This window comes from Embleya hyalina, assembly GCF_003967355.1.
GTDB classification, from domain to species: domain Bacteria; phylum Actinomycetota; class Actinomycetes; order Streptomycetales; family Streptomycetaceae; genus Embleya; species Embleya hyalina.
The window spans coordinates 24,810-51,457 of record NZ_BIFH01000036.1 but is presented as its reverse complement, the minus strand read 5'-3'; the positions used below and the strand labels follow the sequence as shown (position 1 = coordinate 51,457).

General features: G+C 72.9%; 21 protein-coding genes. 8 read left to right on the top strand and 13 right to left on the bottom strand.

Annotation, left to right across the window (positions count from 1 at the left end; translation table 11 throughout):
- Positions 1-303 precede the first annotated feature (303 nt).
- Positions 304-477: a hypothetical protein gene (locus tag EMA17_RS52745; protein ID WP_020555845.1), complete on the top strand. Its 174-nt coding sequence runs from the start codon at positions 304-306 to the stop codon at positions 475-477.
- A 150-nt stretch (positions 478-627) separates the two neighbouring features.
- Here EMA17_RS52745 and EMA17_RS37875 read toward each other — a convergent pair whose 3' ends face one another.
- Positions 628-1,419, bottom strand: coding sequence for an inositol monophosphatase family protein (locus EMA17_RS37875; protein ID WP_126641746.1), 792 nt, complete (start codon positions 1,417-1,419; stop codon positions 628-630).
- Complete coding sequence (locus EMA17_RS37870; RefSeq protein ID WP_126641745.1) at positions 1,416-2,591, bottom strand: ferrochelatase; 1,176 nt, start codon at positions 2,589-2,591, stop codon at positions 1,416-1,418. The genes EMA17_RS37875 and EMA17_RS37870 overlap by 4 nt, the downstream gene beginning before the upstream one ends.
- A gap of 171 nt (positions 2,592-2,762) precedes the next feature.
- Here EMA17_RS37870 and EMA17_RS37865 point away from each other — a divergent pair, with 171 nt between their 5' ends.
- Complete coding sequence (locus tag EMA17_RS37865; protein WP_371863104.1) at positions 2,763-4,097, top strand: D-arabinono-1,4-lactone oxidase; 1,335 nt, start codon at positions 2,763-2,765, stop codon at positions 4,095-4,097.
- 24 nt (positions 4,098-4,121) lie between these two features.
- Here the strand turns inward: EMA17_RS37865 and EMA17_RS37860 are convergent, their stop codons facing one another.
- Positions 4,122-5,042, bottom strand: a complete 921-nt coding sequence (locus tag EMA17_RS37860; RefSeq protein WP_126641743.1) for a hypothetical protein — start codon at positions 5,040-5,042, stop codon at positions 4,122-4,124.
- 421 nt (positions 5,043-5,463) lie between these two features.
- On the opposite strand from EMA17_RS37860, the gene sepH reads away from it, so the two are divergent.
- Positions 5,464-6,594, top strand: a complete 1,131-nt coding sequence (sepH, locus tag EMA17_RS37855) for a septation protein SepH (RefSeq protein WP_126641742.1) — start codon at positions 5,464-5,466, stop codon at positions 6,592-6,594.
- 80 nt (positions 6,595-6,674) lie between these two features.
- Here sepH and EMA17_RS37850 read toward each other — a convergent pair whose 3' ends face one another.
- Positions 6,675-7,517 carry a sulfurtransferase gene (locus EMA17_RS37850; RefSeq protein ID WP_126641741.1) on the bottom strand — a complete coding sequence of 281 codons (843 nt, stop codon included), beginning with the start codon at positions 7,515-7,517 and terminating at the stop codon, positions 6,675-6,677.
- 109 nt (positions 7,518-7,626) lie between these two features.
- Between EMA17_RS37850 and EMA17_RS37845 the strand changes: the two genes are divergently transcribed.
- Complete coding sequence (locus tag EMA17_RS37845) at positions 7,627-8,406, top strand: VOC family protein (protein WP_126641740.1); 780 nt, start codon at positions 7,627-7,629, stop codon at positions 8,404-8,406.
- 407 nt (positions 8,407-8,813) lie between these two features.
- Here EMA17_RS37845 and EMA17_RS37840 read toward each other — a convergent pair whose 3' ends face one another.
- The 3 genes from EMA17_RS37840 to EMA17_RS37830 all read right to left on the bottom strand — a co-directional run bounded on the left by EMA17_RS37840 (position 8,814) and on the right by EMA17_RS37830 (position 13,876).
- Entirely contained in the window at positions 8,814-9,980 is a 1,167-nt protein-coding gene (locus tag EMA17_RS37840) for an alkaline phosphatase family protein (protein WP_126641739.1), read from the bottom strand.
- Positions 9,977-10,564 (bottom strand): DUF5998 family protein, encoded by a 588-nt coding sequence (locus EMA17_RS37835; protein ID WP_161365428.1) that lies wholly within the window; start codon positions 10,562-10,564, stop codon positions 9,977-9,979. The genes EMA17_RS37840 and EMA17_RS37835 overlap by 4 nt, the downstream gene beginning before the upstream one ends.
- Positions 10,565-11,143: 579 nt before the next feature.
- Positions 11,144-13,876: a bifunctional acetate--CoA ligase family protein/GNAT family N-acetyltransferase gene (locus tag EMA17_RS37830; RefSeq protein ID WP_126641738.1), complete on the bottom strand. Its 2,733-nt coding sequence runs from the start codon at positions 13,874-13,876 to the stop codon at positions 11,144-11,146.
- Positions 13,877-13,999: 123 nt separating this feature from the next.
- Here EMA17_RS37830 and EMA17_RS37825 point away from each other — a divergent pair, with 123 nt between their 5' ends.
- Together EMA17_RS37825 and EMA17_RS37820 are read left to right on the top strand one after the other, a co-directional pair.
- Positions 14,000-14,338, top strand: a complete 339-nt coding sequence (locus tag EMA17_RS37825) for a VOC family protein (protein ID WP_126641737.1) — start codon at positions 14,000-14,002, stop codon at positions 14,336-14,338.
- A 30-nt stretch (positions 14,339-14,368) separates the two neighbouring features.
- Complete coding sequence (locus tag EMA17_RS37820) at positions 14,369-15,379, top strand: pseudouridine-5'-phosphate glycosidase (RefSeq protein WP_126641736.1); 1,011 nt, start codon at positions 14,369-14,371, stop codon at positions 15,377-15,379.
- On the opposite strand, the gene pdxA is transcribed toward EMA17_RS37820, so the two are convergent.
- Complete coding sequence (gene pdxA, locus EMA17_RS37815; protein ID WP_126641735.1) at positions 15,372-16,469, bottom strand: 4-hydroxythreonine-4-phosphate dehydrogenase PdxA; 1,098 nt, start codon at positions 16,467-16,469, stop codon at positions 15,372-15,374. The two genes, EMA17_RS37820 and pdxA, sit on opposite strands and share 8 nt — an antisense overlap.
- Positions 16,453-17,754 carry a four-carbon acid sugar kinase family protein gene (locus EMA17_RS37810; RefSeq protein WP_218043204.1) on the bottom strand — a complete coding sequence of 434 codons (1,302 nt, stop codon included), beginning with the start codon at positions 17,752-17,754 and terminating at the stop codon, positions 16,453-16,455. Before EMA17_RS37810 ends, pdxA begins: the two co-directional genes overlap by 17 nt.
- A gap of 210 nt (positions 17,755-17,964) precedes the next feature.
- Between EMA17_RS37810 and EMA17_RS37805 the strand changes: the two genes are divergently transcribed.
- Positions 17,965-19,686, top strand: a complete 1,722-nt coding sequence (locus EMA17_RS37805; RefSeq protein ID WP_126641734.1) for an AMP-binding protein — start codon at positions 17,965-17,967, stop codon at positions 19,684-19,686.
- 64 nt (positions 19,687-19,750) lie between these two features.
- Here EMA17_RS37805 and EMA17_RS37800 read toward each other — a convergent pair whose 3' ends face one another.
- Positions 19,751-20,455 carry a hypothetical protein gene (locus tag EMA17_RS37800; RefSeq protein WP_126641733.1) on the bottom strand — a complete coding sequence of 235 codons (705 nt, stop codon included), beginning with the start codon at positions 20,453-20,455 and terminating at the stop codon, positions 19,751-19,753.
- Positions 20,456-20,619: 164 nt separating this feature from the next.
- Here EMA17_RS37800 and EMA17_RS52190 point away from each other — a divergent pair, with 164 nt between their 5' ends.
- Complete coding sequence (locus EMA17_RS52190) at positions 20,620-21,024, top strand: hypothetical protein (protein ID WP_160161715.1); 405 nt, start codon at positions 20,620-20,622, stop codon at positions 21,022-21,024.
- Between the two features lie 371 nt (positions 21,025-21,395).
- Here EMA17_RS52190 and EMA17_RS37785 read toward each other — a convergent pair whose 3' ends face one another.
- The 3 genes from EMA17_RS37785 to EMA17_RS37775 form a co-directional block, all read right to left on the bottom strand.
- Positions 21,396-23,888, bottom strand: coding sequence for an HAD-IC family P-type ATPase (locus tag EMA17_RS37785; RefSeq protein WP_246127164.1), 2,493 nt, complete (start codon positions 23,886-23,888; stop codon positions 21,396-21,398).
- Positions 23,889-23,965: 77 nt separating this feature from the next.
- The gene (locus EMA17_RS37780; protein ID WP_126641730.1) at positions 23,966-25,330 is read right to left on the bottom strand and encodes a M16 family metallopeptidase; all 1,365 of its coding nucleotides are present in this window, start codon (positions 25,328-25,330) and stop codon (positions 23,966-23,968) included.
- Positions 25,327-26,646 carry a M16 family metallopeptidase gene (locus EMA17_RS37775; RefSeq protein ID WP_126641729.1) on the bottom strand — a complete coding sequence of 440 codons (1,320 nt, stop codon included), beginning with the start codon at positions 26,644-26,646 and terminating at the stop codon, positions 25,327-25,329. The genes EMA17_RS37780 and EMA17_RS37775 overlap by 4 nt, the downstream gene beginning before the upstream one ends.
- Positions 26,647-26,648 lie beyond the last annotated feature (2 nt).

Genomic DNA, 26,648 nt, shown 5'->3' with positions numbered 1-26,648 from the left:
GTCCATCTTCCCTCGCGGCCCGGTAAAGCCCCGGTAAGCCGGTGCGCGGGGCCCGACCCGACCCGAGCGGGCGCGCCGCCCCCGCGCACATGTCCGGTTGCCGACGTTACGGGACCCCCCGAAGGAGGGAAGGATTCCGGTACGCCCCGGAAAGTCCGACACCCGATCGTTGGATCGCACAAGTCCCCTGGTCAGACCCCTCGGTCGAGGGGCCGCAAAGGCCCGCTTCGGTGGTTTCCCCGGCGTTGCACGGGGGGTAGGACAACCGAAACCGGCGACGACGAGTGACATTGGGGCGGCCTTATGGACGAATTTACGGCCGGCGTACTGCGACGCATACGTGAGACCGAACAGGCGTTGAAGCAGGCCTGCGACACCGGTGACGATTTCCTCGTCGAGGTCGAGCAGTCCGAGTTGGACGATCTTCTGCGGATGGCGTCGGAGCACGGCGTGCGGGTGCTGCCCGAGAGCGCCTGAGCCACAAGGGCCACGACCGCGGTACAGCAGCAGACACACCCGTTCTTGTTTCCCCCGGCGAGGTCCCCAGCGGACGCCGGGGGTTCGGCTGTCCGGCCGAGACCCGTGAGGCCCGGATCACCCCGATCCGGGCCTCACGCACGGGCGGGCCTACGCGTGCAGAGCGGCCAGGGCGGTCTGTAGCTCCGCGCGCAGTCCGGCGGGGGCGGCCAGGCACATCGTCGAGCCGTCGGCCTCGGGCCACAGGTCGACGATCACCTCGGCGCCGGCCTCGCGGGCGATCAGCGCGCCGGCCGCGACGTCCCACGGGTTCAGACCGCGTTCGTAGTAGGCGTCGACCCGGCCCGCCGCCACCGAGCACAGGTCGATCGCGGCCGAACCCGCCCGGCGCAGGTCGCGCACCCGCGGCAGCAGCGCGGCGATCGCCTCGGCCTGTCGGGTGCGCCGCTCGACGGTGTAGCCGAATCCGGTCGCCACCAGCGCCCGGGCCGAGGGGACCGCAGGGCGGCAGTGGATCGGCTTGCCGTTGCGGAAGGCGCCGCCGTCGCGCACGGCGTGGAAGGTCTCGCCGACCACCGGGACCTCGACCACGCCCAAGAGCGTGCCCTCGGCGGTCTCGGCGGCGATCGACACGCACCAGCCGGGCAGGTCGTACAGGTAGTTGACGGTGCCGTCGATCGGGTCGATCACCCACCGCACCCCACTGCTGCCCTCGCTCGCGTCGCCCTCCTCGCCGAGGAAGCCGTCGTGGGGTCGATGCGCCCGGATGCGTTCGATGATCAGCTTCTCCGCGGCCGTGTCCATCTCGGTGACCACGTCGGTGGGGCTGCTCTTGGTCGCCGCGACGCCGAGGTCGGCGGGGCGCTCGTGCAGCAGGAAGCCCCCGGTGTGGCGCGCCGCGTCGCGGGCGATGGCCAGGAGTTCCGCGGTGTCGATCGTCATGGGTCCATCCTGCCGGAGCGCTCGTCCGAGAGCGCCGCCCCGCGCGGCGCCCGCGCGGGCGCCTCCGAATCGGCGGCCGACGCTCCGGGGCGCGGACGCAGGGCCCGCGGGTCGGGACAGCAGCCGACCGGGCACACGTCGTGCGCGGCGCCCAGCACACCGAGCGCGCACCGCGCGGGCGCCTCGCCGCGCACCGTCGCGGCCCGTTCGAGTACGAGTTCGCGCACGGCGGCGGCGAACCTGGGGTCGGCGCCGGTGGTCGCGGCCCGGGCCAGCGGCAGGCCGATCCGGGCGGCCGTCGCGGCGGCCTCGACGTCGAGGTCGTAGACCACCTCCATGTGGTCGGACAGGAACCCGATCGGCACCGGCACGACGGCGGGCACCCCGGCCGCGGCCAACTCGACGAGGTGGTCGTTGACGTCCGGCTCCAGCCACGGGACCCGCGGGGAGCCGCTGCGGCTGGAGTACACCAGGTCCCAGTCGTGTTCGCGGCCGACCGCGCGCGCGACGCCCTCGGCGACCAGGCGCGCGGTCTCCCGGTGCTGGGTGACGTAGGCGTTGCCGGCCGGGCCCGCGGTGCGCGCGGTGACGGTGGGGATCGAGTGGGTGACCATCACCAGGCGGGCGCCGGCCCGGACCTGCTCGGGCAACCGCGCCAACGCCTCCGCCGTGTGGTCCACCAGCGGCTCGACGAAGCCCGGGTGGTTGAAGAAGTGCCGCAGCTTGTCGAACACCGGGGCCCGCTCGCCCACTTCGGCGCGGGCCGCGAGCAGGTCCTCGTGGTACTGCGCGCAGCCCGAGTAGGAGCCGTAGGCGCTGGTCACCAGGACCGCGGCGCGTTCGATCCCGTCGTCGGCCATCCGGCGCACGGTGTCCGCCAGGTAGGGGCGCCAGTTGCGGTTGCCCCAGTAGACGGGCAGCCGCACCCCGTGTGCGGCGAGGTCGGCCTCGACGGCCGCGATCAGCGCCCGGTTCTGCGCGTTGATCGGACTGGCGCCGCCGAAGTGCGCGTAGTGGCCGGCCGCCTCCTCGAGGCGTTCGCGGGGGACCCCGCGTCCCGCGGTCACGTTCTCCAGGAACGGCAGCACCTCGTCGGGGGCGTCCGGGCCGCCGAAGGAGAGCACCAGGAGCGCGTCGAACGGCTCGGGATCGGGGGCCTGTGTCGCGTGCATGCCTGTGATCCTCGCATCGTGCGCCGTCCTCGCCCACATCACACCCCGGGCCTCGGGGGTGCGGTCGCGGGTGAGCCGCGGGTGAGTTGCCGCCCATCCCCCGGCGACCCCTTCCCGGTCCGTTGACCGGCGGGTAATGTCCGGCAGATCCCGCGTCCGACCCCAGGAGGAATCCCGTTGAGCAGCGCCGGCCCCGCCGTCTCCAAGACGCCCCCCGCCTGGCGGAACTGGACCGGGAACCAGTCCGCGCGACCGCACTCGGTGCTCACCCCGGGATCGGCCGAGGAGATCTCGGCCGCGGTCCGCCGCGCCGCCGGGCAGGGACTCTCGGTCAAGGCCGTCGGCGCCGGTCACTCGTTCACCTCGATCGCGGTGACCGACGGCGTACAGATCCGCCCGGAGGGGTTGACCGGGGTGCACGCGCTCGACCGCGCGGCCGGCACCATCACGGTCGGCTCCGGGATGCGGCTGAGCGACTTCAACACGCTGCTCACCGGGTACGGCCTCGCGCTGACCAACATGGGCGACATCGCGGTGCAGAGCCTGGCCGGCGCCACCTCCACCGGCACCCACGGCACGGGGCGGGCGTCCGGCTCGCTGGCGGCGCAGATCCGCGGCATGGAGATCGTGCTGGCCGACGGCGAGATCACCACGTGCTCGCCGACCGAGAACGCCGAGTTGTTCGCGGGCGCCCGGGTCGGCCTGGGCGCGCTGGGCATCGTGACCGCGCTGACCTTCGGCGTCGAGCCGAGCTTCCTGTTGGAGGCGCGCGAGGAGCCGATGCGGTTCGACGCGGTGCTCGCCGACTTCGACGCGCTGTGCGCGGACAACGAGCACTTCGAGTTCTACTGGTTCCCGCACACCGACAACTGCAACGTGAAGCGCAACAACCGCGTCGAGGGGCCGGCGAAGCCGCTGTCGAAGGCGCGTTTCCTGCTCGACGACGAGTTGTTGTCCAACGGGGTGTTCTCGCTCGCGTGTCGGGTCGGCCGCGCCGCGCCGCGCACGGTGCCGACCATCGCCCGGCTCTCCAGCCGCGCGTTGTCGGCGCGCACCTACTCGGACACCTCGCACAAGGTGTTCACCAGTCCGCGCCGGGTGCGCTTCATCGAGATGGAGTACGCGCTGCCGCGCGCGGCGGCGACCGAGGCACTGACCGAGGTGCGCGCCTTCGTGGACGCCGCCGGTCTGCCGATCGGCTTCCCGGTCGAGGTGCGCGTGGCCCCGGCGGACGATCTGTGGATGTCCACCGCGTACGGGCGCGAGACCGCCTACATCGCGGTGCACCTGTACAAGGGGACGCCGCACGAGCGGTACTTCACCGAGGTGGAGAAGATCATGGTCGCCCACGGCGGGCGCCCGCACTGGGGCAAGATGCACACCCGCGACGCGGATCACCTCGCCGGCCTCTATCCGAGGTTCGCCGACTTCACGGCGCTGCGGAACCGGGTGGACCCGGAGCGCCGCTTCGGCAACGACTATCTGCGCCGGGTGCTGGGCGACTGAGGCGCCCGGGGCGGCGCCGGTCGGTCAGCGGCTGCCCGCGCCCGACCCCGCGTTCGCGTTCGTGCCGCCCCGTCCGCCCGCCTCGTTCCCGGCCGCCGCGCCGCCGCCGGCGTCGGTGTCGCCGCCGGCCGAGCCGCCCACCGGGGGCTTGGTCGGGGACACGGGCGTGGTCGGCGGCGTGGAGCCGGTCGGGTTCGACGAGGGACTGCCGCTCGGCCGGGTGGTCGGGGTGGTCGAGGGCACCGAGGTCGCGCCCCCGCCGCCGTTCGGGGTCGACGTGCCCTTGTCGCCGGTGTCCGGGGCGTGGCTCGGCGGTGACGCGGTCGATCCGGTCGGACCGGGGGTGGCCCCACCGGGCGACTTCGGGGTGTCGTTTCGGGTGCGCTTGTCGTCGACGATGCGCGAGATGGTCGAGCCGTCGTCGCCGTGCCCGAACAGGCTCGCGAAGGAACGGCCGATCGCGGTCTCGGCGAGGGTGACCACGCCCATCGCCACCACGAACACCACCACCGCGCCGACCAGCGAACGGGCCAGCCAGACCCGCCGTTCGCCGGTCGGGGCGGGCTCCGCCCCGGTGTCGCCCGGGCCCCGGGTGTAGTCGCCGACCGGCAGCACCATCGTCTCGTCGGTCGCCCGCCCCGGATCGGCCACGCCCGTCGGCCGATCGGGGATCGCGGTCGGCTCGGTGGCCGGTCCGCTCTCGGGCGGCGGGGTCAGCGTCGCCCGCACGTCGCGCAGTTGTTCGCCGGTGCGCCGGAACAGGTGGACGTAGACCGCGCTTCCGACGGTGGCGACCACGCTCGCGAGCGCCGCGCCGATCACCGTCCCGGCGACGCCGAGGGTGGAGAGCAGGAACGCCGAGGAGATGGCCGCCAGGGCGCTGCCCACGACCTGTACCCCGTTGACATCGATCCGCCGACGTTCACGCTCGGTCCTTTCCGGCATCACTTTCCTTGCACGTTCGTTCACAACCAATGGCTAATCATGAAAAACACGACTTCACCCTGGTTACGACTGAACGGCCCAGCGACATCGTTCCAATCGGCCCAATCTTGTGATCGACATCACCCCGGACGGCCGAAAACGACTCGTCCGAACGGGACGCGCCGATGCGGCGCGGTGTGTCCCGGTAGAGCCCCCGAATGGAGTACTGTTCACGCCAGGTTCCGGAAAGACCTGTGCGCGAAGGGGGAGGCGACCGACCGCAGAGGTCAGGGTGGGGCACCGCCCCGGTATCTACCCGAAATGGTGTAACCAAGGCAATTCGGCCAGTCAGGTAATAAATCCGACACGCCGGACAACTCGGTCAGGTTGTGGTCATGCCGAGGCTGGGCAGGTCACACTCGTAGCGGGAGCAACGACGCAGGTGACGTCGGCAGGCACCACCCGGGAGGTCCCCATGCCCGAACTGCGTGTCGTGGCCGTCAGCAACGACGGCACACGGTTGGTGCTGAAGGCTGCCGACGGCACTGAGTACATGTTGCCCATCGACGAGCGGCTCCGCGCCGCCGTCCGGGGCGACCGCGCCAGACTCGGTCAGATCGAGATCGAAGTCGAGAGCCAGCTGCGTCCGCGTGACATCCAGGCCCGGATAAGGGCCGGTGCCACCGCGGAGGAGGTCGCACAGCTCGCCGGCATCCCCGTGGACCGCGTACGGCGGTTCGAGGGTCCGGTGCTCGCCGAGCGTGCCTTCATGGCCGAGCGTGCCCGCAAGACCCCGATCCGCCGGCAGGGCGAGACCACCGGTCCGCTGCTCGGCGAGATCGTCACCGAGCGACTGCACCTGCGCGGCGCCGACTCCGAGTCGGTGCAGTGGGATTCGTGGCGCCGCGACGACGGCAGCTGGGAGATCCTGCTCCTGTACCGCGCCGACGGCGAGATGCGCTCGGCGAGTTGGAGCTTCGACCCGCCCCGCCGCCTGGTCACCACCAACGACGACGAGGCGCGTTCGCTGATCGGCGAGCACCCGGCGGCGTCCGAGACCCCGTTCCCGTTTCGCCCGCGCCTGGCCACCATCCCGCGCGAGAGCGACGACGACGCGATCACCAGCCTGCTCGACGCGGTACCCGGACTGCGCGGCGAGCCGGTCGTACCGGAACGACAGGCCTCCCCCGGGCCGATGCGCATCGACGTCACCGCGCTGGCCGAGCGCCCGCGCGTGGGCGGCATCGAGCGCCCGGAGCGGCCCGAGCGCCCGGAGCGGATCGAACGTGTCGAACGGCCCGAGCGGATCGAACGCGTGGAACGGGCGGAACGTCCCGAGCGCGCCGAGCCGATCGAGGAGGAGGAGACCCAGGCCCCCGCGGCGGCGGCGGGCGCGGGCAGCGCCTACGAGAACGTGCTGGTGCCGCGCGGTGTGGTCGGCCCGCACCGCGAGCGTCTGGTCGGCAGCACCGACCGGCAGGCCGAGGCCGACGGGGTGCGCCCCGGGCGCCGGGCGACCGTGCCCAGTTGGGACGAGATCGTCTTCGGCAGCAGGCGCAAGCGGCGCGAGTAGCCGGCGACGACGGGCGAAGGAGCCGGGGTCCTCCTCGGCTCCTTCTTCGTGTCCCGTCCCGACGCCGCCGACCGCTGCGGCTACTCGCCCGTGGCCACCGGGCGTTGCGGGTCGGAGATCCAGTCGCTCCACGAACCGGCGTACAGCGCGGCGGGTACGCCGATCACGTGCAGCGCCAGCACCTCGTGCGCGGCGGTCGCGCCCGAGCCGCAGTAGGCGGCCACCCGCGCACCCGGAACCACGCCCTTGGCCGCGAAGTAATCCGCCAGCTCGCCGGGTTCGCGGAACCGGCCGTCGGCGTGGGTGTACTCGGTCGCGGGCGCGCTGACCGCGCCGGGGATGTGGCCGGCCCTGGCGTCGATCGGCTCGGTCTCGCCGCGGAAACGTTCCCCGGCGCGGGCGTCGAGCAGCACGCCGCCGGCCGCCACGAACGCCGCGGTCTGATCCGCGTCGAGCCGGGTCGTGCCGCCCGGGCGCGGTACGAAGGTGCCCGGCTCGGCGGGCCCCGGCACCACGTCGGTGACCGGCAGGTTCGCCGCCGTCCAGGCGCCGAGGCCGCCGTCGAGCACGCGCACCCGGTCGTGACCGAAGTGGCGCAACAACCACCACGCGCGCGCCGCGGCGACGCTCTGCCCCGCGTCGTAGACGACCACGTCGGTCGCCGGGCCGATCCCGTACCGTCGCATGGCCGCGCCGAACGCGGCCGGTTCGGGCACCGGATGCCGGCCGCCGGCGCCGGTCGGGGTGTGCGGTCCCGACAACTCCTTCGCGAGGTCGACGAAGTGCGCGCCGGGCACGTGTGCGACCCGGTACGCGTCGATGCCGGGCGGGCCGCCCAGTTGCCAGGACACGTCGAGCACGATCGGGGGCGACGAACCGTCCAGGGCGGCGGCCAGGTCGGCCGCGCTGATCAGGGAACTCATGACGGCATCCTGCCTCGTATGACGGCTCGGCGACGAGCACATGCGGCACCCGGCCGGCAGCATCGATGTCGTATCGTCCCGATTGTCACCTTCTGCCGAGGAGGCAGCGATGAGTGTGTGGACCTCGCGATATCCCACCGGCGTGCCGTGTTGGGTGGACCTGGCGGTGCCCGATGTCGCGGCCGCACTGGCGTTCTATCGCGGACTGTTCGGCTGGGACGACGAGATCGAGCCGGCCCCGCCGGGTGGTTATACGACCTGCACCCTCGGCGGGCGGCCCGTCGCCGGCCTGCTCGACCGACGGCCCGGGCAACCGGGGCCGATCGCCTGGACCACCCACCTCGCGGCGGACGACGTCGACGCGGTGGCCCGCGGGATCGTCGCCGCGGGCGGCGAGGTGTCGGTGCCGCCGACGGACGTGCGCACGCTCGGCCGCACGGCGGTGGCCGTCGACCCGACGGGCGGGGTGTTCGCCGTCTGGCAGGCGCGCGAACACATCGGCGCGGGTGTGGTGGACGAGCCCGGCGCGGTGGTGTGGAACGAGTTGTACACGCCGGACAGCGGCCGGGCGAAACGGTTCTACGCGGACGTGTTCGGCGTCACCTTCCAGGACATGTCCGACGCCGACTTCGACTACGCCACCTTCCACGTCGACGGTGTGCCGCGCGGCGGGCTCGCGGGGGTGCGCAACGGGCCGCCGCCGCACTGGGCCGTCTACTTCGCGGTGCGCGACGCGGACGAGAGCGTCACGCGGGTCGACGACCTGGGCGGCACCGTGCTGCGCGGGCCGGAGGAGTCCCCGTACGGCAGGGTGGCCGCCATACGGGATCCACAGGGCGCGCTGTTCAACGTGATCGCGGTGGCCTCGAATCCGAATGGTCCGCAATAGTCGACTGCTCCCGATCCGCCGTCGGGTCGGGCCCGACCCGGCCGCCACTCCGACCGGAAACCGCTCCCCCCTTGAACCAAACAGGTGACGTAGAGTCGAGCTTGACGGGCTTCCGACCGGAGCGGGGTCCGGGATCGGCGGGACCCGTGCGCCTACGTACACACGGGCCGCGTCGCCCGCGACCTTCCCCGATCGGGGGACGCATCATCGTTTCGACCATCGAGGGGGTCCATTTCCATGGGCAAGCTGTTCAAGATCGTCCTGCTGCTCGCCGCCGCCGCGGGTGTCGCGCTCGCCGTGCAGAAGAAGCGCAACCAGGCCTGAACCGGCGGTGATTCGGCACAAAGGGGCGACCCCCACCGGGGCCGCCCCTTTTGCTCGCCGAAACGCGCCGCGCCCGCCGGGCCCTAGCTCCGTACCTCGAGCAGCGGGATCAGTTGTTCGGCCGCGGTCATCGAGCCGTGCACGCCGGTGAGTCGGGACTCGCCGGGTTCGCGCCGGGAGGCGACCACCGCGACGTCGCCGAAGGCGGCCGCGACGATGTCGCCGACGCGCTCGCGGACCCGGTCCTCGACCTTGGGCCCGAACCAGCCCGACTCGATCGCCTCGTCGCGGGTGAGCACCCACATGCGATCGCCCAGCATGTCGTCCCAGATCGCGTACACGTCCCGGGTCGCGCCGGGCCGGGTGTAGACGTGCCGGGCGCGCGCCTCGCCGCCGAGCAGGGCCACACCGGCGGACAGGCCGGGGTCGGCGTCCACGTCGACCCGCTGTTCGGGGGCGACGTCGACCATGCCGTGGTCGGCCGTGACGTACAACACCGAGTCGGCGGGCAGCCCCTCGGCCATCGCCCGAACGACCCCGTCGATCCGGCGCAACTCCGCGCGCCACTCGGGCGAGTCGACGCCCATGCCGTGCCCGACGCGGTCGAGTTCACTCGCGTACGTGTAGATCAGCACCGGGCCCGGCCGGGCCAACTGCCGGTGTACGGCCTCGATCCTGGGGGCGCCGAACTCGGCGCCGAAGTATCGACCGCCGGCGAGCGCCGCCCTGGTGAGCGGCGTGTGCTCGAACATGGTGTCGTTGACCTGCGCGACGGTGATCCCGGCCGCCGCGGCACGTTCGAGGACGCTCGAATACGGCTGCCACGCCCGGGGTTCGATGTCGCCGACCCAGCGCAGCTGGTTCATCAGCCGGTTCTCGCCGGGCACCGCCACCGAGTAGCCGACCAGGCCGTGCACACCGGGGGTGAGCCCGGTGCCGAACGACGCGAGGCTGGTCGCGGTGGTCGCCGGGAAGCCCGCGGTGAGCGGTGTGCCGCTGCCGGCGAACGAGCCGGCCAGGAGCGAGTGCAGATACGGCGCCTCGACGGGATGCGCCCGCAGCAACTCCCACCCCAGGCCGTCGATCAGGAACACACACGCGGCGCGCGCGGGCGCGAGGCCGAGGAGGTTTCGCTCCCCCGGCATGCCGAGAGAGGCGGCTATGGAGGGCAACAGGTCGCACAGCGCCCCGGTCCCGTAGCGGGGCAACGGGACCGGGGGTTGCTCGTCGAGCCAGACGGAGGCGCTCACTGGTTGATGCCGGCCACGGCCTCGGACAGCGCGCGGGCGAACGTGAGCGTGCGCTCCACCGCTTCGGGGCCGTCGGCGGCCTCGCTCACCCGCAGCGACAGGTCGTCGGCGGTCAACGAGCCGGTGTAGCCGTGGTCGACCTCACAGTTCGGGTCGGCGCACCCGGCCGGTTCGAGGTCGATGCGGCCGACCGCGCCCCAGCCGATGGTGAGCACGGCTTCGCGCGGCGGGGCCCCCGGGACGTATTCGGCGGGGTTGCCCACGACCCGACTGACCACGACCGACTCGAGTCGGTCGATCCGCACGGTCTCGGTGGACGTGGTCGCGTAGGGCGTGGGCGACGTGTCGTCGGGCGCGTGTTCGTCGGTGTGGCTGACCAGGAATCGGCCTGGCGTGAGCACCAGAACGGTGATGTGGCGGCGGACCTCATTGGAATCGAACGTGGTCTCCTGGTGCACCAGGAAAGCGTCGACCGGCTCGGTGCCGATCGTGGACTCGACCGCGTCGGCAACGAGGCTCGGGTAGTAACCGCTGCGCTCGATGGCCGTGCGCAGCCCCTGGGTCGAGGTGGTGGTCTTAGCCATACCCCCCATCCTGGCACCTCCGAGGGCACCCGTGCGCCATCCGCCTCGTCCGAAGATCGGGTCGGACACCGGCCGTTGCCAAATGGTGACGGTTTGTCGACGTAATGACAGGACCGAACGGGTGAGGTGGATGCGCACTGTTGGGGCGCCCTCTACGGATCGCCACCGTGCGCCTTTCGTGCGCCCTCCCGTTCGACGGCTCGGCGGGGTTGACTGATCTCTCGAGAGACCCGGCCGGGGCAACAGGGACGCGCCGTGCAGACGGTGGCACCGGCGGATCTCTCGCGACACTCGTGCCCCCGGGCGGGGGGACGAGTGACACCGCCTCACCGCCGGGGACACTCGGGGAAACGACCGGCGCGGGGCGGCTCGGTCCGGACAGCGTGAACGGCATGAAATGCGCAGCCATGTGGAGGGTAGGCGCGGAGGGGCATGCCGCGGAGCGGATCCGGCCCGGAGCCGTCGCCGTACGTACGTGCCACAGCTCGGGGTGGCATGTGAGTACGGCGGCGGTTCCACATATCCGGGCGGCGTCGAAGGCTTTGCGAGCCCCCGGACACCGTGCGCGGACCCCGGACGCTACGGCCGAGACAGTGCCCTCGGGCCCAGGTCGGTGCGCGCCGGCGGGCGGGACAACCGGATCCGCGCGCCCAGCACGTGCGCGCCCTCGGCCGCCACCACCACCGGGTTCAGCTCGACGGACGTCACCTGCGGCAGGTCGTCGGCGAGCCGGGACAGGCGCAGGAGTACGTCCTCCAGCGCGGGTACGTCCACCGGTCGGGCGCCGCGATAGCCGAACAACATCGGTGCCGCCCGTACCTCGCGGACCAGATCCGCCACGTCCTGGTCGGTGGCCGGCACCAGGCGGTGGGCCACGTCGCCCAGGAGTTCGCTCGCCGGTCCGGCCAGCCCGAAGGACAACACCGCGCCGAACGACTCGTCGTAGGTGAGCCCGAGCACCGTCGCGATCCCGTGCGGCGCCATCGACTGCACCACGAGCCGGGCCTGGTCCGGGCCGCCGAGGCGGGTGGTCAACTCGCGGAACACCCGGCGCAGTCCGGCCTCGGCGCCGATGTCCAGGCGCACGCCGTCCACGTCGACCCGGTGGCGCAGATGTTCGGCGATGGTCTTGAGCGCGACCGGGTAGCCCAGTTCGGCGGCCGCGCGCACCGCCGCGTCCTCGCTGTCCACCCGCACCGCCGGGCGCAGCCGAATGCCGTGGCAGTCCAGGAGTTCGGCGGCGTCGGCCGGCGACAGGCCGACCGCGTCCGCGCCGCCGAGTCGGGCCCGGACCAGCGCGCGGGCCTGGTCGGTGCGCACCTCGGGGTGTTCGGGCGTCCGGCCCGTGGGCCGCCGGCGCCAGTCGGCGTAGCGCACCACTTCGGCCAGCGCGCGTACCGCGTTCTCCGGGGCCGGGTAGGAGGGCACCGAGCCGAACGCGGGCACGCCGTCGGCGTCCAGCCGGCGCAGCTGCGTGGGCAGCCCCTCGTGCGCGAGGTAGGTGGTCAGCAGCGGTTTGCCGATCTCCGCCGCCCGCCCGGCCATCTCCGCGATGGCGCTCGCGACCTCGTCGCCCGAGGTGGTCAGCGGCGGAATGAACACGGTGATCACCGCGTCGGTCTCGGCACTGGCCAGCGCGTCGGCGAGCGCCGCGCGGAAGTCGTCGGCGGTGGCGACGGTGGTCAGGTCGACCGGGCGCAGCGGACGCAGGCCCGCGCTCGCGCAGGCGTCCTGGGTGAGCAGGCCGAGCGAGTCGGAGTTGCCGATGATCGCGATCCGGTCGCCGGCGGGCAGGGGTTGGTAGGCGAGCAGTTGGCCGACGTCGAACAGTTCGGCGACGGTGGGCACGCGGATCACGCCCGCTTGGCGAAAGAGCGCGTCGACGGCCGCGTCGGGCAGGGTCAGCGCGCGGGTGACGTGGCCGAGCGGGACGCCCTGGCTGTGCCGTCCGGACTTGACCGCGACCACGGGTTTGGTGCGCGAGATGCGCCGGGCCAGGCGGGTGAACTTGCGCGGGTTGCCGATCGATTCGAGGTGCAGCAGCACCACGTCGGTGGCCGGGTCGTCCTCCCAGTACTGGAGCAGGTCGTTGCCGGAGACGTCGGCGCGGTTGCCGGCGGACACGAAGGTGGACAGGCCGATCCCGCGGCCGACGGTGGATTCCAGGATGGCGATCCCGAGCGCGCCGGACTGGGCGAACATGCCCACTCGGCCGCGGCGCGGCATCCGGGGCGACAGGCTCGCGTTGACCCGCAGGTCGGGGTCGGTGTTCAGCACTCCGAGGCAGTTGGGGCCGATCACCCGCATGCCGCGCCGGCGGGCGGCGCGGACCAGGCGGCGCTGGCGCTCGCGCCCCTCGGGTCCGGTCTCGGCGAAGCCGGAGGACACCACGACCAGGCCGTGGACGCCCTTGCGGCCGCATTCGTCGACCACCCGGCGTACCGCGTCGGCCGGGACGGCGACCAGTGCGAGGTCCACCTCGCCGGGGATGTCGGACACCGACGCGTAGGTCGGCACGCCGTCGATCGGCTCGCCGCCCGCCTTCGGGTTGACCGCGTACACCTCGCCGGTGAACTCGCCCGCGCGCAGGTTGGTCAACAGCGTGTGGCCGACCGTGCCCTCGCGCCGGCCGGCGCCGATCACGGCGACCGATCGGGGGGTGAGCAGGCGGGCGATCGAGCGTGCCTCGGCCCGGTGTTCGCGGCCGAGCATCACGCCGAGCGAGGTCTCGGTGGGGGCGAGTTCGAGGTTCAGCCGGACCACGCCGTCCTCGAACGCGGACTGCTGGGTGTAGCCGGCCTCGGTGAACACGGTGACCATGCGCCGGTTCGAGGGCAGTACGTCGGCCACGAAGCGGCGGATGCCGCGCTCGCGGGCGACCGCGGCGATGTGTTCGAGCAGGACCGATCCGACGCCGCGGCCCTGCTGGTCGTCCTGGACCAGGAAAGCGACCTCGGCGGTGGACGAGCGGCCCTGCGGACCGGTGCGCACCGAGCGGCCGTCGGGGCCGATCCGGTCGTAGCGCACGATCGCCACCATCTCGTCGCCGACGAACAGTCCCAGGCCCACCCGGTCCACCCAGTCGTGGGTGGTGAAGCGCCGTACGTCGCGGTCGGACAGGCGGGGGTAGGGCGTGAAGAAGCGCAGGTATTTCGACTCGGCGGACACGCGCGCGTAGAAGTCGACGAGGCGACCGGCGTCGTCCGGGCCGACGGGGCGCAGGTGGGCGGTCGCGCCGTCGCGCAGCACGACGTCGGCCTCCCAGTGCTCGGGGGGCTTCGGCGGCGGACCTGCGGTGTCGGTGGGCTCCACGTTTGCGAGGCTAACCCCTGTGTCGTGCCGCCGGCGGATTCGAGGCGCCCCGACTCGGTTGGTGTCCGGCACGCCTGATAGACCATCAGATACCGTTCCCGGTCTCACTCCAGGAGGCAACCCATGTCCGCTCAGGGCCTGTCCGCCGCTTTCCCCGTCGCCGACATGGCCGCCGCGGTGCGGTTCATGACCGCCGTGCTCGGGGCCGAGCCGACCTTCGTCGACGGGGAGCGCTGGGCGCAGTTCGACGTGGCCGGCGGCCGGCTGGCGCTGGCGGGTACCGACCGCGAGGGCGACGCGGCCTCGGTGATGGTCAAGGTCGCCGACCTGGAGGCGGCGCTCGCGCCGCTGCGCGAGGGCGGGTTCACGGTGGGCGAGCCGGTCGAGGGGCCGCACGAGGTGCGTGTCCGGGTGAGCGGGCCGGACGGCTGGGCGGCCGTGCTGTACCAGCCCCGGCGCTGACCCCGCTTCGGGGTGGAACGGTGAATTGCCATGATCATCGGAGTATCCGAGCGTCGGGGCGAGGCCGAACCGGCACGTCCCGGCGCGTATGCCACACCGCTGCCGCTCGCGCCCGGTAGCGTCCTTCCGGTGAACGGCTTGCGGATTCTGCCGGAGGTCGCCGACGCGCTGGCCGCGGGCCGGCCGGTGGTCGCGCTGGAGAGCACGATCATCGCGCACGGGCTGCCGCGGCCGGACAACCTGCGGATCGCGCGGGAGATCGAGGGGCGGGTCCGGGCCGCGGGCGCGGTGCCGGCGACGATCGCGATCGTGCACGGGCGCCCGTCGATCGGCCTGGACGCGGAGACGCTCGAATTCGTGGCCGGCTCCCGGGAGGTGCTCAAGGCCGGGATCCGGGATCTGGCGCCGGTCACCGCGCGGGGCGGGCACGCCGCGACCACCGTGGGGGCGACCGCGCATCTGGCGCATCAGGCCGGGATCCGGGTCTTCGCCACCGGCGGCCTGGGCGGGGTGCATCGCCAGGCCCGGGAGAGTTGGGACGAGTCGGCCGACCTGATCGCGCTGACCGGATGCGGGCTGACCGTGGTGTGCTCGGGGGTCAAGTCGATCCTGGACGTGGGCGCGACGCTGGAGCGGTTGGAATCGCTCAACGTCACCGTCCTCGGCTTTGGTACGCACGCCTTCCCCGGGTTCTATCTGGCCGACTCCGGCCATCGCCTGGAGTGGCGGGTGGACACCGCCGACGAGGTGGCCGACGTGGTGCGCGCGCACGAGGCGCTGGGGTTGGGTCGTACCGCGGTGGTGGTGGCCAATCCGGTGCCCCGGGGCGATCAGATGGATCCGGACCTGCACGATCGGGTGCTGGGCCGGGCGCTGGCCGCGCTGGCGGACGGCGGGGTGCGCGGCAAGGCGGTCACCCCGTTCCTGCTGGAGTTCTTCCACCGGGAGACCCGCGGCGCGAGCCTGGCCGCCAACGTCGCGCTGATCCTGGGCAACGCCGACCTGGCCGCGCGGATCGCGAGGGCGTTGACCATCACCTGACCGCGCCCGGATCGACCACCCGGGGCCAGGTCGCGCGCAGGCGCGGCACCGCGGGCGCGAACCGCGCCGCCGTGCGCACCGCCTCGCGCATCGACGCGTATTCGGCGACGCCGGTGCCCGCGATGTCGAACGCGGTGCCGTGGTCCACCGAGGTGCGCAGGATCGGCAGCCCGACGGTGACCGAGACGGTGCCGTCGAAGTCGAAGGTCTTGGCCGCGATGTGGCCCTGGTCGTGGAAGTGCGACAACACCCCCGCCCAGCGCCCGCGCAGCCCCTGGTGGAAGACCGAGTCGGCGGGGATCGGGCCGACCACGGCCAGGCCGCGGTCCCGGGCCCGGGCCACGGCGGGCGCCAGTACCTCGATCTCCTCGTCGCCGAACGCGCCGCCCTCGCCGCCGTGCGGATTGACCGCCGCCACCGCCAGCACCGGGTCCGGCGCGTCGCCGAACACCCGCAGCGCCTCGTGCGCGGCCGTGATCGCCGCGTCCACCCGTTCGGGGGTGAGCAGGTCCAGGGCGGTGCGCAGCGAGGCGTGCCGGGTGGTGAAGAAGATCTTCAGGCCGCCGACCACGAACATGGTGTCCGCGTGGGCGGCGCCGGTGAGTTCGCCGAGCAGTTCGGTGTGGCCCAACTGCCCGGCGCCCGCCGCCCAGATCGACTCCTTGTTGATCGGGGCGGTCGCGATCGCGTCGACCGCGCCGGCCTCGGCGAGCCGGACCGCGAGCCGGATCGCGGCGAGCGCGGCGGCGCCGGCGGGTGCGCCGACCCGGCCCCACGGCATCGTGTCGGCGATCTCCGCGTCGGTCACGGTCGCGGTGTCCAGGATGTCGACCACCCCGGGCTCCGGCTCCGTCCCGATCCCGGCCGGGTCGATCGAGCGCACCCGCACGTCCAGGCCGCAGGCCCGGGCACCGCGCCGCAGCGCCGCCGCGTCGCCGACCGCGACGCACCGGGCGAGGCGGGGCGGACCCGGGTCGGCCAGGGTGCGGGCGACGATCTCCGGACCGATCCCGGCCGGATCGCCGAGGGTGAGCGCCACCACGGGCGATGGGTCACCGGCGGGGTCCGGCGGATTATCGGCGTGGTCCATCGGCGCTCTCTCCGGTCGTGATCGGCGTGGGCGACGTCGTCGCCGTGACGGTGGAACTCATCCGCAGGTGCAGCGCGCACGCCACCGCCGCGTACGCGTCGCCGACCAGGCCGCCCTTGGCCGCGAACGGCAGCCCGTCGTGCGCTCCGCCGACCAGGCGGCCGGCCACCACCAGGGGCTGGACCTCGGTCTCCACCGCCAGCCCGTCGGCGTCGAGCGCCGTGCACACCGCCCCCGCGACGTCCCCGCCGGTGGCGTACACGCCCGCGAACGGCGCGACGGTCAGCGCGCGTTTGACCGCCTCGCCGAGCAGCACCGGCAGGCGCGCGGCGATCACCGGGTCGACCCGATCGGGTACGCGGGTGCGGATCCCGGCCAGCGCGACCCCCGTGCGGGCCAGCGCGACCAGGTCGGCGGCGACCCGGATCGGGTCCGGCGCGTCGCCCACGTCCAGCCAGCGCGCGTCCAGGCAGCGCTGGGTCTGCGCGATCTGCTCCAGGCTGAGCCGGCTCAGGCTGCCGGCCACGCCGAGCACCGGGCGGCCGGTGGGCACCGTGCCCAGCGCGCCGGCCAGGGCCGCGCCGAACGGTCCGGGGTCGACCGGCAACCAGCGCAGATCGCCCTCCAGGGCGCGGGCCGCGGCGGCCAGCGCGAGGGTCTCCACGTCGGCGTCGGTGATCGCGTCGCAGACCAGCATCCGCGCGCCCGGATCGCCGAGGGCGCGGGCCAGCCCCGACCGATCGCCGCGCACCACGTCGAGCGGGACGTGCGCGACGGTGTGCTCGCTCGTGGCGAACGTGCCGAGCACACACGAGGACGTGACCGGGTGGAACGGATCGCGGGCCGCCTCGCTGTCCGCGATCGGCACGCCGTGTACGCGGTGCACGCCGCCCTCGGTGGTCCGACCGGCCTCGGGATGGGCCGCCACCACCAGCGCCCGCACCGGCGGCCCCGGGCGGGCGTCCAGCACGTGCAACAACGCGGCGGTCTCCGCGCCCGGGTTGCCCCGCAGCGTGCTGTCCACCCGCTTGGCCACCAGCGGGGCGTCCGGGAACACCGAGGCGCCCGCGACCACCCGGCGCGCGGCCTGGACGCCGGGCAGGTGCCGGGTGGCCAGGTCGAGCACGAGCACGTCGGGGGCGCTGATACAGGTGCGCGGCGGCCCACCGGTGACGAGCGTGCGCATCCCGCGCCGGGCGAAGCGCACCGCGGTGGCGTTGGCACCGGTGAGGTCGTCGGCCAGGACGAGCACGCGTGGGCCGGATCGCGCCGTACTGTCTGTCAATTACGGTCCCGATGGTCAGATCAAGATCATCTTTGTGCGCTTCGTTCCGTGTCCCCGGGGAGTCTGGCCGCCCCGCGCCGCGACGGTCAACGCGTAGGGCCCGGTCTCGGTCGTTGACCGCTCGAACGGGTGATGCGAGGGTGCGTTTCTGCACGGGCGACGCCGTGTTGCGGTACAGCGAGACCACACGACAGACGGAGGAATTCGGCGATGACGACGGGTGCGACCGAGGCGTTTCGCGCTGCGCGCGACTTCCTGCTCGAACACCGCGAGGACCAGCCCACCGCGTGCCGGGACTTCCCGCGCCCCGAACCCACCGAATTCAACTGGGCGCTCGACTGGTTCGACGCGATCGCCCGCGACAACGACGCCACCGCGCTGTGGATCGTGGCCGAGGACGGCACCGACACCAAGGTCTCCTTCGCCGAGTTGTCCCGGCGTTCCGACCGGGTCGCGGGGTGGTTGCGGACGCGGGGGGTGCGGCGCGGCGACCGGATCCTGCTCGTGCTCGGCAACCGGGTCGAGTTGTGGGAGGCGATGCTGGCCGCGATGAAGCTCGGCGCGGTGATCATCCCGGCCACCACGATGCTGGCGCCGGCCGACCTGACCGACCGGGTCACCCGGGGCGGCGTCGCGCACGTGATCGCCGAGTCGGCGGTGACGGCGGGCTTCGCCGAGGTGCCGGGCGAGTGGACCCGGATCGTGGTGGGCGAGCCGACCGAGGGCTGGTCGTCGTTCGCCGACGCGTGGGAGTCCGACGCCCCGTTCGCGCCCGACGGGCCGACCGCCGCGAGCGATCCGCTGCTGCTCTACTTCACCTCCGGCACCACCGCGCAGCCCAAGCTGGTCGGGCACACCCAGGCGAGCTACCCGATCGGGCACCTGTCCACCATGTACTGGATCGGCCTGCGCCCCGGCGACGTGCACCTGAACATCTCCTCGCCCGGCTGGGCCAAGCACGCGTGGAGCAACTTCTTCGCCCCCTGGAACGCCGGCGCCACGATCCTGATCGTGCGTCAGGAGCGGTTCGCCGCCCGCCCGTTGCTGGACACCGTGGTGCGCTGCGGGGCGACCTCGTTCTGCGCGCCGCCGACCGTGTGGCGGATGCTGGTCCAGGAGGACCTGGGCGCGTGGCGCACCTCGCTGCGCGAGGTGATCGGCGCGGGCGAGCCGCTGAACCCCGAGGTGATCGAACAGGTGCGGGCCGCCTGGGGGTTGACCATCCGCGACGGCTTCGGGCAGACCGAGACCACCGCGCAGATCGGCAACGCGCCCGGGCAGGAGGTCCGTCCGGGGTCGATGGGCCGCCCGCTGCCCGGATACACGGTGGCGCTGGTCGACCCGATCTCCGGCGAGGTGGTCACCGGCACCGACGCCGAGGGCGAGATCTGCCTCGAACTGGCCGCGCGCCCGCTGGGTCTGATGGCGGGTTACCTCGACGACCCGGAGCGCACGGCCGAGTCGATGCGCGACGGTTTCTACCACACCGGCGACGTCGGCACCCGGGACGCGGACGGCTACATCACCTACGTGGGCCGCTCCGACGACGTGTTCAAGGCGTCCGACTACCGGATCTCGCCGTTCGAGTTGGAGAGCGTACTGATCGAGCACGACGCGGTGGCCGAGGCCGCCGTGGTGCCCTCGCCCGATCCGGTCCGACTCGCGGTGCCCAAGGCGTACGTGGTGCTCGCCCCGGGGCACGAGCCCACCCGGGAGACGGCCCTGGCGATCCTGCGGCACGCGCGTGCGGTGCTCTCGCCGTACAAGCGGGTGCGTCGGCTCGAGTTCGCGGAGTTGCCCAAGACCATCTCCGGCAAGATCCGCCGGGTCGAACTGCGGGGTCGCGAGCGCGAGTTGCACGACGAGGACCTGGCCTCGCGCGGCCCGCTGGAATGGTTCGAGGAGGACTTTCCCGAGCTCAAGGGCAGTTGATCCCGGGCGTACGAACAACCGGGATCGCGCGGGGGCCGGGCCGAGGCCGGCCCCCGCGCCGCGGTCAGAGCTTGTCGGCGATGATCTTCGCGATCGCGATGTGCTGCGCGCGCGGCAGGTCCTTCGCGGGCGGTGCCAGGCTGACGTGCATGTCGACGATCACGTCGCCGTGCGTCTTGGCGAAGTAGACCTCGGGGACACTGGGCGCCGGGTAGCTGCCGGTGCCGGGCACGTACAGCGCGGGGATCGCGCCGAGGTCGGTGATCGGCTTGCCGTACTTCGACATCTCGTTCTTGGCCACCACGCTCTCCGGCGTGTCGGCGAGCTTGCCGCTGCGGACGAAGTACTGCAGGGTCACCAGGCCGGAGTCGCCGGGCCCGTAGTAGCGGCAGGTGCGCAGCGTTTCGTCGTTCTTGGTGCGGGTGACCTCGGTGTTCAGCACGCCCTTGAGTTCGGCGGGCGTGAGCAGTTCGCAGAACGCCTTGGGGTCGAGGTTGCCGGTCCCGCCGGGCTTGGTGGTGCCCGGAGCCGTCGCCGGCGCGGTGCCCTTGCCACCGCCGGGCGCCGTGGCGGGGGCGCCGGTCGCGCCTCCGGTCGCGTTCCCCGTGCTGCCGCCCGCCTGGGGCGCGGCCGTGGTCGGATCCTTCTTCTTGTCGTCGTCACCCTTGACCTTGTCGGCCAGGCCGCAGCCGCTCGAAAGAGCGATGACGGACGCGGCGACGAGCAGTCCCGAGAGGGCAGGCTTGCGCAGGTACAACTGGTTCTCCATCCCCGTGTGGCGACCCGGCGCCTTCCTCCACCCCCGTGGACGCGTGACGGGACGTCACGACGGCGCCGCTCGCTCGATGTTGCCGGTGCGTGTGTCGGCAGGGCGAGGCTAATGCACGAAATGGGCTGCCGCCGAAGTGGCGTGGGAGCGATACCGTGCCGGATGTGACGATTACCGCAGGTGACTTCGACCGGCTCGGGCGGGCGGCGGCGCTCGCCTGGGGCGGCGCCCGCACGGCACTGGGGGTGGTCGCGCTGCTCGACCCGCCCCGGGTGGCCCGCCCCTGGATCGGCGACGACGCGGACCGCGTCGGAGCGCTGGTGTTCGCCCGCGCGCTGGGCGGGCGCGATGTGGCACTCGGCGTCGGAACCATGGTCGCGGCGGCACGCGGCGAACCGGTCCGCCTGTGGGCCCTGACCGCGGCGGCCGCCGACCTCGGCGACGTCCTGATCACCGCCACCCACGCCAAGGCCCTCCCCCGAGGCCACCGCGCCTTCATCGCAACCCTGGCCGCCGGCTCAGCCCTGCTCGGCACCGCCGTAGCCCTCACAGAACGCCCCACCCCCTAACCCACCACCCCCACCCCCACCCACCACGCCCCAACCCACCAACGCCCCGCCCCCGAACCCCCATGGAACGTCAGCACCCCCCACCCCACCCCGCGCCCGAACCCCCATGGCGCGTCAGCGCCCCCGCCCCGGGCCGCCCACGCGATCGACGCGCGCAGCGCGGAGAGCGGCGGAGCCGCAGAACTTGGGTCGGATGGCCCGGAGCGAAGCGGAGGGACAGCCGGCCCCGAGCGAGGGGCCGCTTTTTTCTCGGAGGAGCGAAGCGGGGGAGAGAAAAAAGTGGTCCCTCGCGAGCCGGCGCGAAGCGCCCAAAAAACAGCACCACCCCGAATCACCGAACGACCGGGGCGGCGCTCCCACCCATCACACCATCACACCGACACAGAGCCCGCCCCCACCACCGCGACCTCCTGAGCCAATCGGCGCTTGTTCCAAAAGGCAACCACCTCCAGGAGCAGCCCCGCCGCGATCGCCAGGCCGACCGCCGTCCACGGCATCTGCGTGCCGACCAGCTTGAGTTCGAAGAACCGCTGCAGCCAGGGCACCGTCAGCACCACGGCGAATCCGGCGCCCATCACCAGGACCAGCGCTATCCGCCACCAGGTGTACGGTCGCGCGATGATCGCCAGCACCCACAGGCCGACCAGGAACAACGTGAGCGTCGCGATCGAGGTCTCCGCCGTACGGGTGGCGTCCGTCGCGCCGTAGTGCGAGCGGGCCAGCAGATACGCGGTGAACGTCGCGGTGCCCGCGATCACGCCGGAGGGTCCGGAGTAGCGCAACACCCGCTTGACGAAGCCCGCGCGGGCCCGCTCCTTGTTCGGTGCCAGGGCCAGGAAGAACGCCGGCGTGCCGATGGTGAACCAGGCGAGCAGCGTCAGGTGGCGCGGCAGGAACGGGTACGGCACGTTGGCGATGACCACCAGGATGGCCAGCAGTACCGAGTAGGCGGTCTTGGTCAGGAACAGGTTCGAGACCCGCTCGATGTTCCCGATCACCCGACGACCCTCGCCGACCACGGACGGCAGCGTGGCGAAGCTGTTGTCGAGGAGCACGATCTGCGCGACACCCTTGGTGGCCTCGCTGCCCGAGCCCATCGACACGCCGATGTCGGCGTCCTTGAGCGCGAGTACGTCGTTGACGCCGTCGCCGGTCATCGCCACGTTGTGGCCGCGCGACTGGAGCGCCGCGACCATGTCCCGCTTCTGCTGCGGGGTGACCCGGCCGAAGACCGTGTTGGCCTCCAGCACGTCGGCCAGTTCGTTCTGGTCGGTGGGCAACGTCCGGGCGTCCACCGGGTGGTCGGCGCCCTTGATGCCGAGCTTGGCGGCCACCGCGCCGACCGAGATCGCGTTGTCCCCGGAGATGACCTTGGCGGCCACACCCTGGTCGGCGAAGTAGTCCAGCGTCGCGCCCGCGTCGTGCCGCAGCCGCTGTTCCAGCACGACCAGCGCGGCGGGCGTCACGTCGGCGCCGTCGGGGCCGCCGACCAGGGCGTCGACCGTGTCCGCGAGCGCGGCGTCGGTACGCACGAGCAGCAGCACTCGCAGGCCCTGTGCGCCCAGGCGTTCGGCCTCGGCGAGCAGGTCGCCGTGCGCCTGCGTGGTCACCAGCACCTCGGGGGCGCCGATCAGCCACGTGGCACGGGCACCGGCCACCTCGAAGGTCGCCCCGCTGTACTTGCGCGCCGAGGAGAACGGCACGCTCTCCACCGAGGTCCAGCCCTGCTCGGCCGGGCACTCGTCGATGATCGCGGCCAGGCTCGCGTTCGGCCGGGGCTCGGTGGTGCCGAGCGCGCCGAGCGCGGGGCGCACCGGCAGGCCCTGGGCCAGTTCGCGGACCTCGGCGACGTTCATCCCGCCCTCGGTCAGCGTGCCGGTCTTGTCCAGGCACACCACGTCGACCCGGGCCAGGCCCTCGATCGCGGGCAACTCCTGGACCAGGCACTGCTTGCGGCCCAGGCGCACCACGCCGACCGCGAAGGCCAGCGAGGTGAGCAGCACCAGGCCCTCGGGCACCATCGGCACGATGCCCGCGATCATCCGGGTCACCGCCTCGCGCCAGGTGGTGTCCTCCAGCCGGTACTGGCTGATGATCAGGGCGATCGAGGCCGGGAAGAGGATCCAGGTGACGTACTTGAGGATCGTGCTGATCCCGTTGCGCAGCTCGGACGCCACCAGCGTGAACTTGCTGGCCTCCTCCATCAGTTGCGCGGCGTACGCCTCGCGACCCACCCGGGTCGCGGTGAACGCGCCGTTGCCGGCCACCACGAAGCTGCCGGACATCACCGGGTCGCCCGGGCGCTTGATCACCGGGTCGGCCTCGCCGGTGAGCAGCGACTCGTCGATCTCGAGGTTGTCGGCCTCGACCACGACGCCGTCCACGGCGGCCTTGTCGCCCGCGCCCAGTTCGATCACGTCGTCGAGCACCAGCTCGGACGGGGACAGCGCGACGGCCCGTCCGTCGCGGCGCACCACCGGCTTGGACTCGCCGATCACCGCGAGGCGGTCCAGGGTGCGCTTGGCGCGCATCTCCTGGATGATGCCGATCCCGGTGTTGGCGATGATCACGAAGCCGAACAGGCCGTCCTTGACCGACCCGACGGACAGGATGATCAGCCAGAGCACGCCGATGACGGCGTTGAACCGGGTGAAGACGTTCGCCTTGACGATCTCGGTGGTGGATCGGCTCGACCGCACGGGGACGTCGTTGACGTCGCCCCGGGCGACCCGCTCCGCGACGTCCGCGGTGGTCAGTCCCACCCCGAGGCGCACGTTCGGTTCGCTTTCTTTCCCGTCGGGTCTGTCGACCGGCGGGATGGCTGTCGTCTCTCCGGGCCCGGCGCCCGGCAACGGCTGAGTCATGGGTCTACCGTAAGTGTCCGGGGGGATCCCGGTTGGCGGTGGGCCGACCGTTGTGGTCCGCCCACCGCCGCAGCGCCCTATTCGACGACCGTGACCGGTCCCAGATCGAGGGCTTCCAGAGGCTCGCGGATCTTGTCCGCGTCGCCGACCAGCACCGCCACCAGGCGCGCGGGATCGAACCCGCCCGAGGCCGCCTCGGCGGCGTCCTTGGTGGCCACGTCGGCCAGCTTCAGGTAGAGCTCGGGCAGGTAGCCGTCGGGCAGCCGCTCGGCGGCCATGTCGGCGAGCGAGTCGCACACCGCGCGCGGCGTCACGTACTTCAGCGGCGCGACCCCCACGATGCTCTGCACGGCCGCGTCCCGCTCGCCGTCGGTCAGGCCCTCGGCGGCGAGCGTGCGCAGCACGGTGACCAGGTCCGCGACGGCCGGTCCGGTGACGTCGGTCTCCACCGAGCCGTGGATGGCGAGCAGCGAGCCGTTCGGCAGCGACTGGTTCGCCGCGCGCACGCCGTAGGTGTAGCCCTTCTCCTCGCGCAGCACCCGGTCCAGGCGCGAGGTGAGGGTGCCGCCGAGGCAGTAGGTGCCGATGGTCAGCGCCGGCCACGAGGCGTCCTCGCGGCCCGGGCCGATCCGGCCGACCAGCAGCTGCGTCTGCACGCTGCCGGCGCGGTGCACGATCACCACGCGCGCGTGGTCGTCGGCGACCACCGGACCCGGCCGCGAGGGCTCGGCGGCCGACCCGCTCCAGGTGCCGATGGTGCGCTCCAGCACGCCGGTGACGTCGACGCCGGCGAAGTCGCCGACCACCACGAGGGTGGCGGTGCTCGGGCGCACGTGCGCGGTGAAGAAGTCCCACACCGCCGCCCGGTCCACCCGCGCGACGCTCTCCGCGGTGCCCGCGCGCGGCCGGGACAGCCGCACCGCGTCGTCGAACAGCGTCGCGTTCAGCGCGAACGCCGCGCGCCGGGGCGGGCTGGCCATCTCGTGCACGATCTCGTCCAGCCGCTGGCGCACCAGACGGTCCACCTCGGCGGCCGGGAAGGCCGGTGCCCGGACCGCGTCCGCGAGCAGTCCCAGGGCCCGCTCCAGGCGCGAGGCAGGCACGTCGAGCGCGACCCGCACACCCGGGTGGTCGGCGTCGGTGTCGATCGTCGCGCCGCAGCTCTCCAGTTCGGCGGCGAACTCCTCCGCGCCCATCCGGTCCGTGCCCTCGGTGAACGCGCGCGCCATGATCGTGGCGACGCCCTCGCACTCGGTCGGCTCGGCGGCCAGCGGCGAGTCGAGCACCAGCTCGACCGCCACCACCTTCTGCCCGGGCCGGTCCACCCGCAACACCGCGAGGCCGTTGCCGAGCACCGAGCGCTCGGGCGCCGGGAAGGTCCACTCGCGGGCCGCTCCCGCGCCGGGGCGCGGGTGGAACACCATCTCGCCGGTCTGGGTCACGCGACCTGCTCCTCGTTCTCGTCCGCGTCGTCGGTCGGTTCGTACACGAGCACCGCACGGTTGTCCGGCACCAGGCGCTCGGCGGCCACCGCCCGCACCTCCTCGGCCGTGATGTCCAGCAGCCGATCCAGCGCGGTGAACGCCAGGTTCGCGTCGCCGAACAGCGTCGCGTAGCGGCACAGTTCGTCGGCCCGACCACCGACGGTGGCCATCGTGTCCAGGTAGGCGCGCTCCAACTGGGCCTGCGCGCGCTCGAGTTCGGCCGGGGTGGGGCCCTCCTCGGCGAACCGGGTGAACTCCTCGGCCAGCGCCGCGTCGATCGCCGACACCGCGCCGGAGCCGGACGCCTTCACGTCGAGCATGGCCACCGACGCGGTCCCGGACAGCCGCATCAGACCGACCCCGGCGTACACCGCGAGTTCGTCGTGCCGCACCAGGCGGGTGTTCAGCCGCGAACTCTCCCCCTCGCCGAGCACGGTCAGCGCGATGTCGGCCGCGTCGGCGCCCCGGGTGCCGTCGGCCGGCATCCGGTAGGCGGCCATCAGAGCGGGCGAGGGCACCTCCTCGTGCACCGTCTCGCGCAACTCCGCGCCGATCACCGGCGCCAGCGCGCCGTCGGCCGGCACCGGCTTGCCGTCGTGCGCGGGGATCGTGCCGAAGTACTTCTCCACCCAGGCCAGCGTCTGCTCCGGGTCCACGTCGCCGACGATCGCCAGGACCGCGTTGTTCGGCGCGTAGTAGGTCCGGAAGAAGGCCCGGCAGTCCTCCAGGGAGGTGGCGTCCAGGTCGGCCATCGAGCCGATCGGCATGTGGTGGTACGGGTGGCCCTCGGGGAAGGCCATCGCCACCAGCCGCTCCCACGCGGTGCCGTAGGGCACGTTGTCGTAGCGCTGCCGGCGCTCGTTCTTGACCACGTCGCGCTGGTTGTCCAGGCTCTCCTCGGTCAGCGCCTGCAGCAGCCCGCCCATGCGGTCCGCCTCCAGCCACAGTGCGAGCTCCACCTGGTGCGCGGGCATCGTCTCGAAGTAGTTCGTGCGCTCGAAGCTGGTGGTGCCGTTGAGCGAACCACCCGCGGACTGCACGAACTCGAAGTGCTCGTTGCCGTGCACGTTGGCCGAACCCTGGAACATCAGGTGCTCGAAGAGGTGCGCGAGCCCGGTCCGCCCGGGCCTTTCGTGCCGTGAACCCACGTCGTACCAGAGGCAGACGGCGGCCACGGGGTCGACGTGGTCCTCCGAGAGCACCACGCGGAGCCCGTTGCCGAGGGTGTGCGTGGTCGCGGTGAACCCCAACGATGCAGTCGCCGGTCCTGCCATAA

Coding starts and splice junctions, on each gene's coding strand:
- EMA17_RS37875 (WP_126641746.1), bottom strand. CDS start 1,419: ATGACGATCGACACCGCGGAACTCCTGGCCATCGCCCGCGACGCGGCG.
- EMA17_RS37775 (WP_126641729.1), bottom strand. CDS start 26,646: ATGGCAGGACCGGCGACTGCATCGTTGGGGTTCACCGCGACCACGCAC.
- EMA17_RS37835 (WP_161365428.1), bottom strand. CDS start 10,564: ATGGCTAAGACCACCACCTCGACCCAGGGGCTGCGCACGGCCATCGAG.
- EMA17_RS37825 (WP_126641737.1), top strand. CDS start 14,000: ATGTCCGCTCAGGGCCTGTCCGCCGCTTTCCCCGTCGCCGACATGGCC.
- EMA17_RS52745 (WP_020555845.1), top strand. CDS start 304: ATGGACGAATTTACGGCCGGCGTACTGCGACGCATACGTGAGACCGAA.
- EMA17_RS37800 (WP_126641733.1), bottom strand. CDS start 20,455: ATGGAGAACCAGTTGTACCTGCGCAAGCCTGCCCTCTCGGGACTGCTC.
- pdxA (WP_126641735.1), bottom strand. CDS start 16,469: ATGGACCACGCCGATAATCCGCCGGACCCCGCCGGTGACCCATCGCCC.
- EMA17_RS37860 (WP_126641743.1), bottom strand. CDS start 5,042: ATGCCGGAAAGGACCGAGCGTGAACGTCGGCGGATCGATGTCAACGGG.
- EMA17_RS37850 (WP_126641741.1), bottom strand. CDS start 7,517: ATGAGTTCCCTGATCAGCGCGGCCGACCTGGCCGCCGCCCTGGACGGT.
- EMA17_RS37785 (WP_246127164.1), bottom strand. CDS start 23,888: ATGACTCAGCCGTTGCCGGGCGCCGGGCCCGGAGAGACGACAGCCATC.
- EMA17_RS37805 (WP_126641734.1), top strand. CDS start 17,965: ATGACGACGGGTGCGACCGAGGCGTTTCGCGCTGCGCGCGACTTCCTG.
- EMA17_RS37820 (WP_126641736.1), top strand. CDS start 14,369: ATGATCATCGGAGTATCCGAGCGTCGGGGCGAGGCCGAACCGGCACGT.
- EMA17_RS37845 (WP_126641740.1), top strand. CDS start 7,627: ATGAGTGTGTGGACCTCGCGATATCCCACCGGCGTGCCGTGTTGGGTG.
- EMA17_RS37870 (WP_126641745.1), bottom strand. CDS start 2,591: ATGCACGCGACACAGGCCCCCGATCCCGAGCCGTTCGACGCGCTCCTG.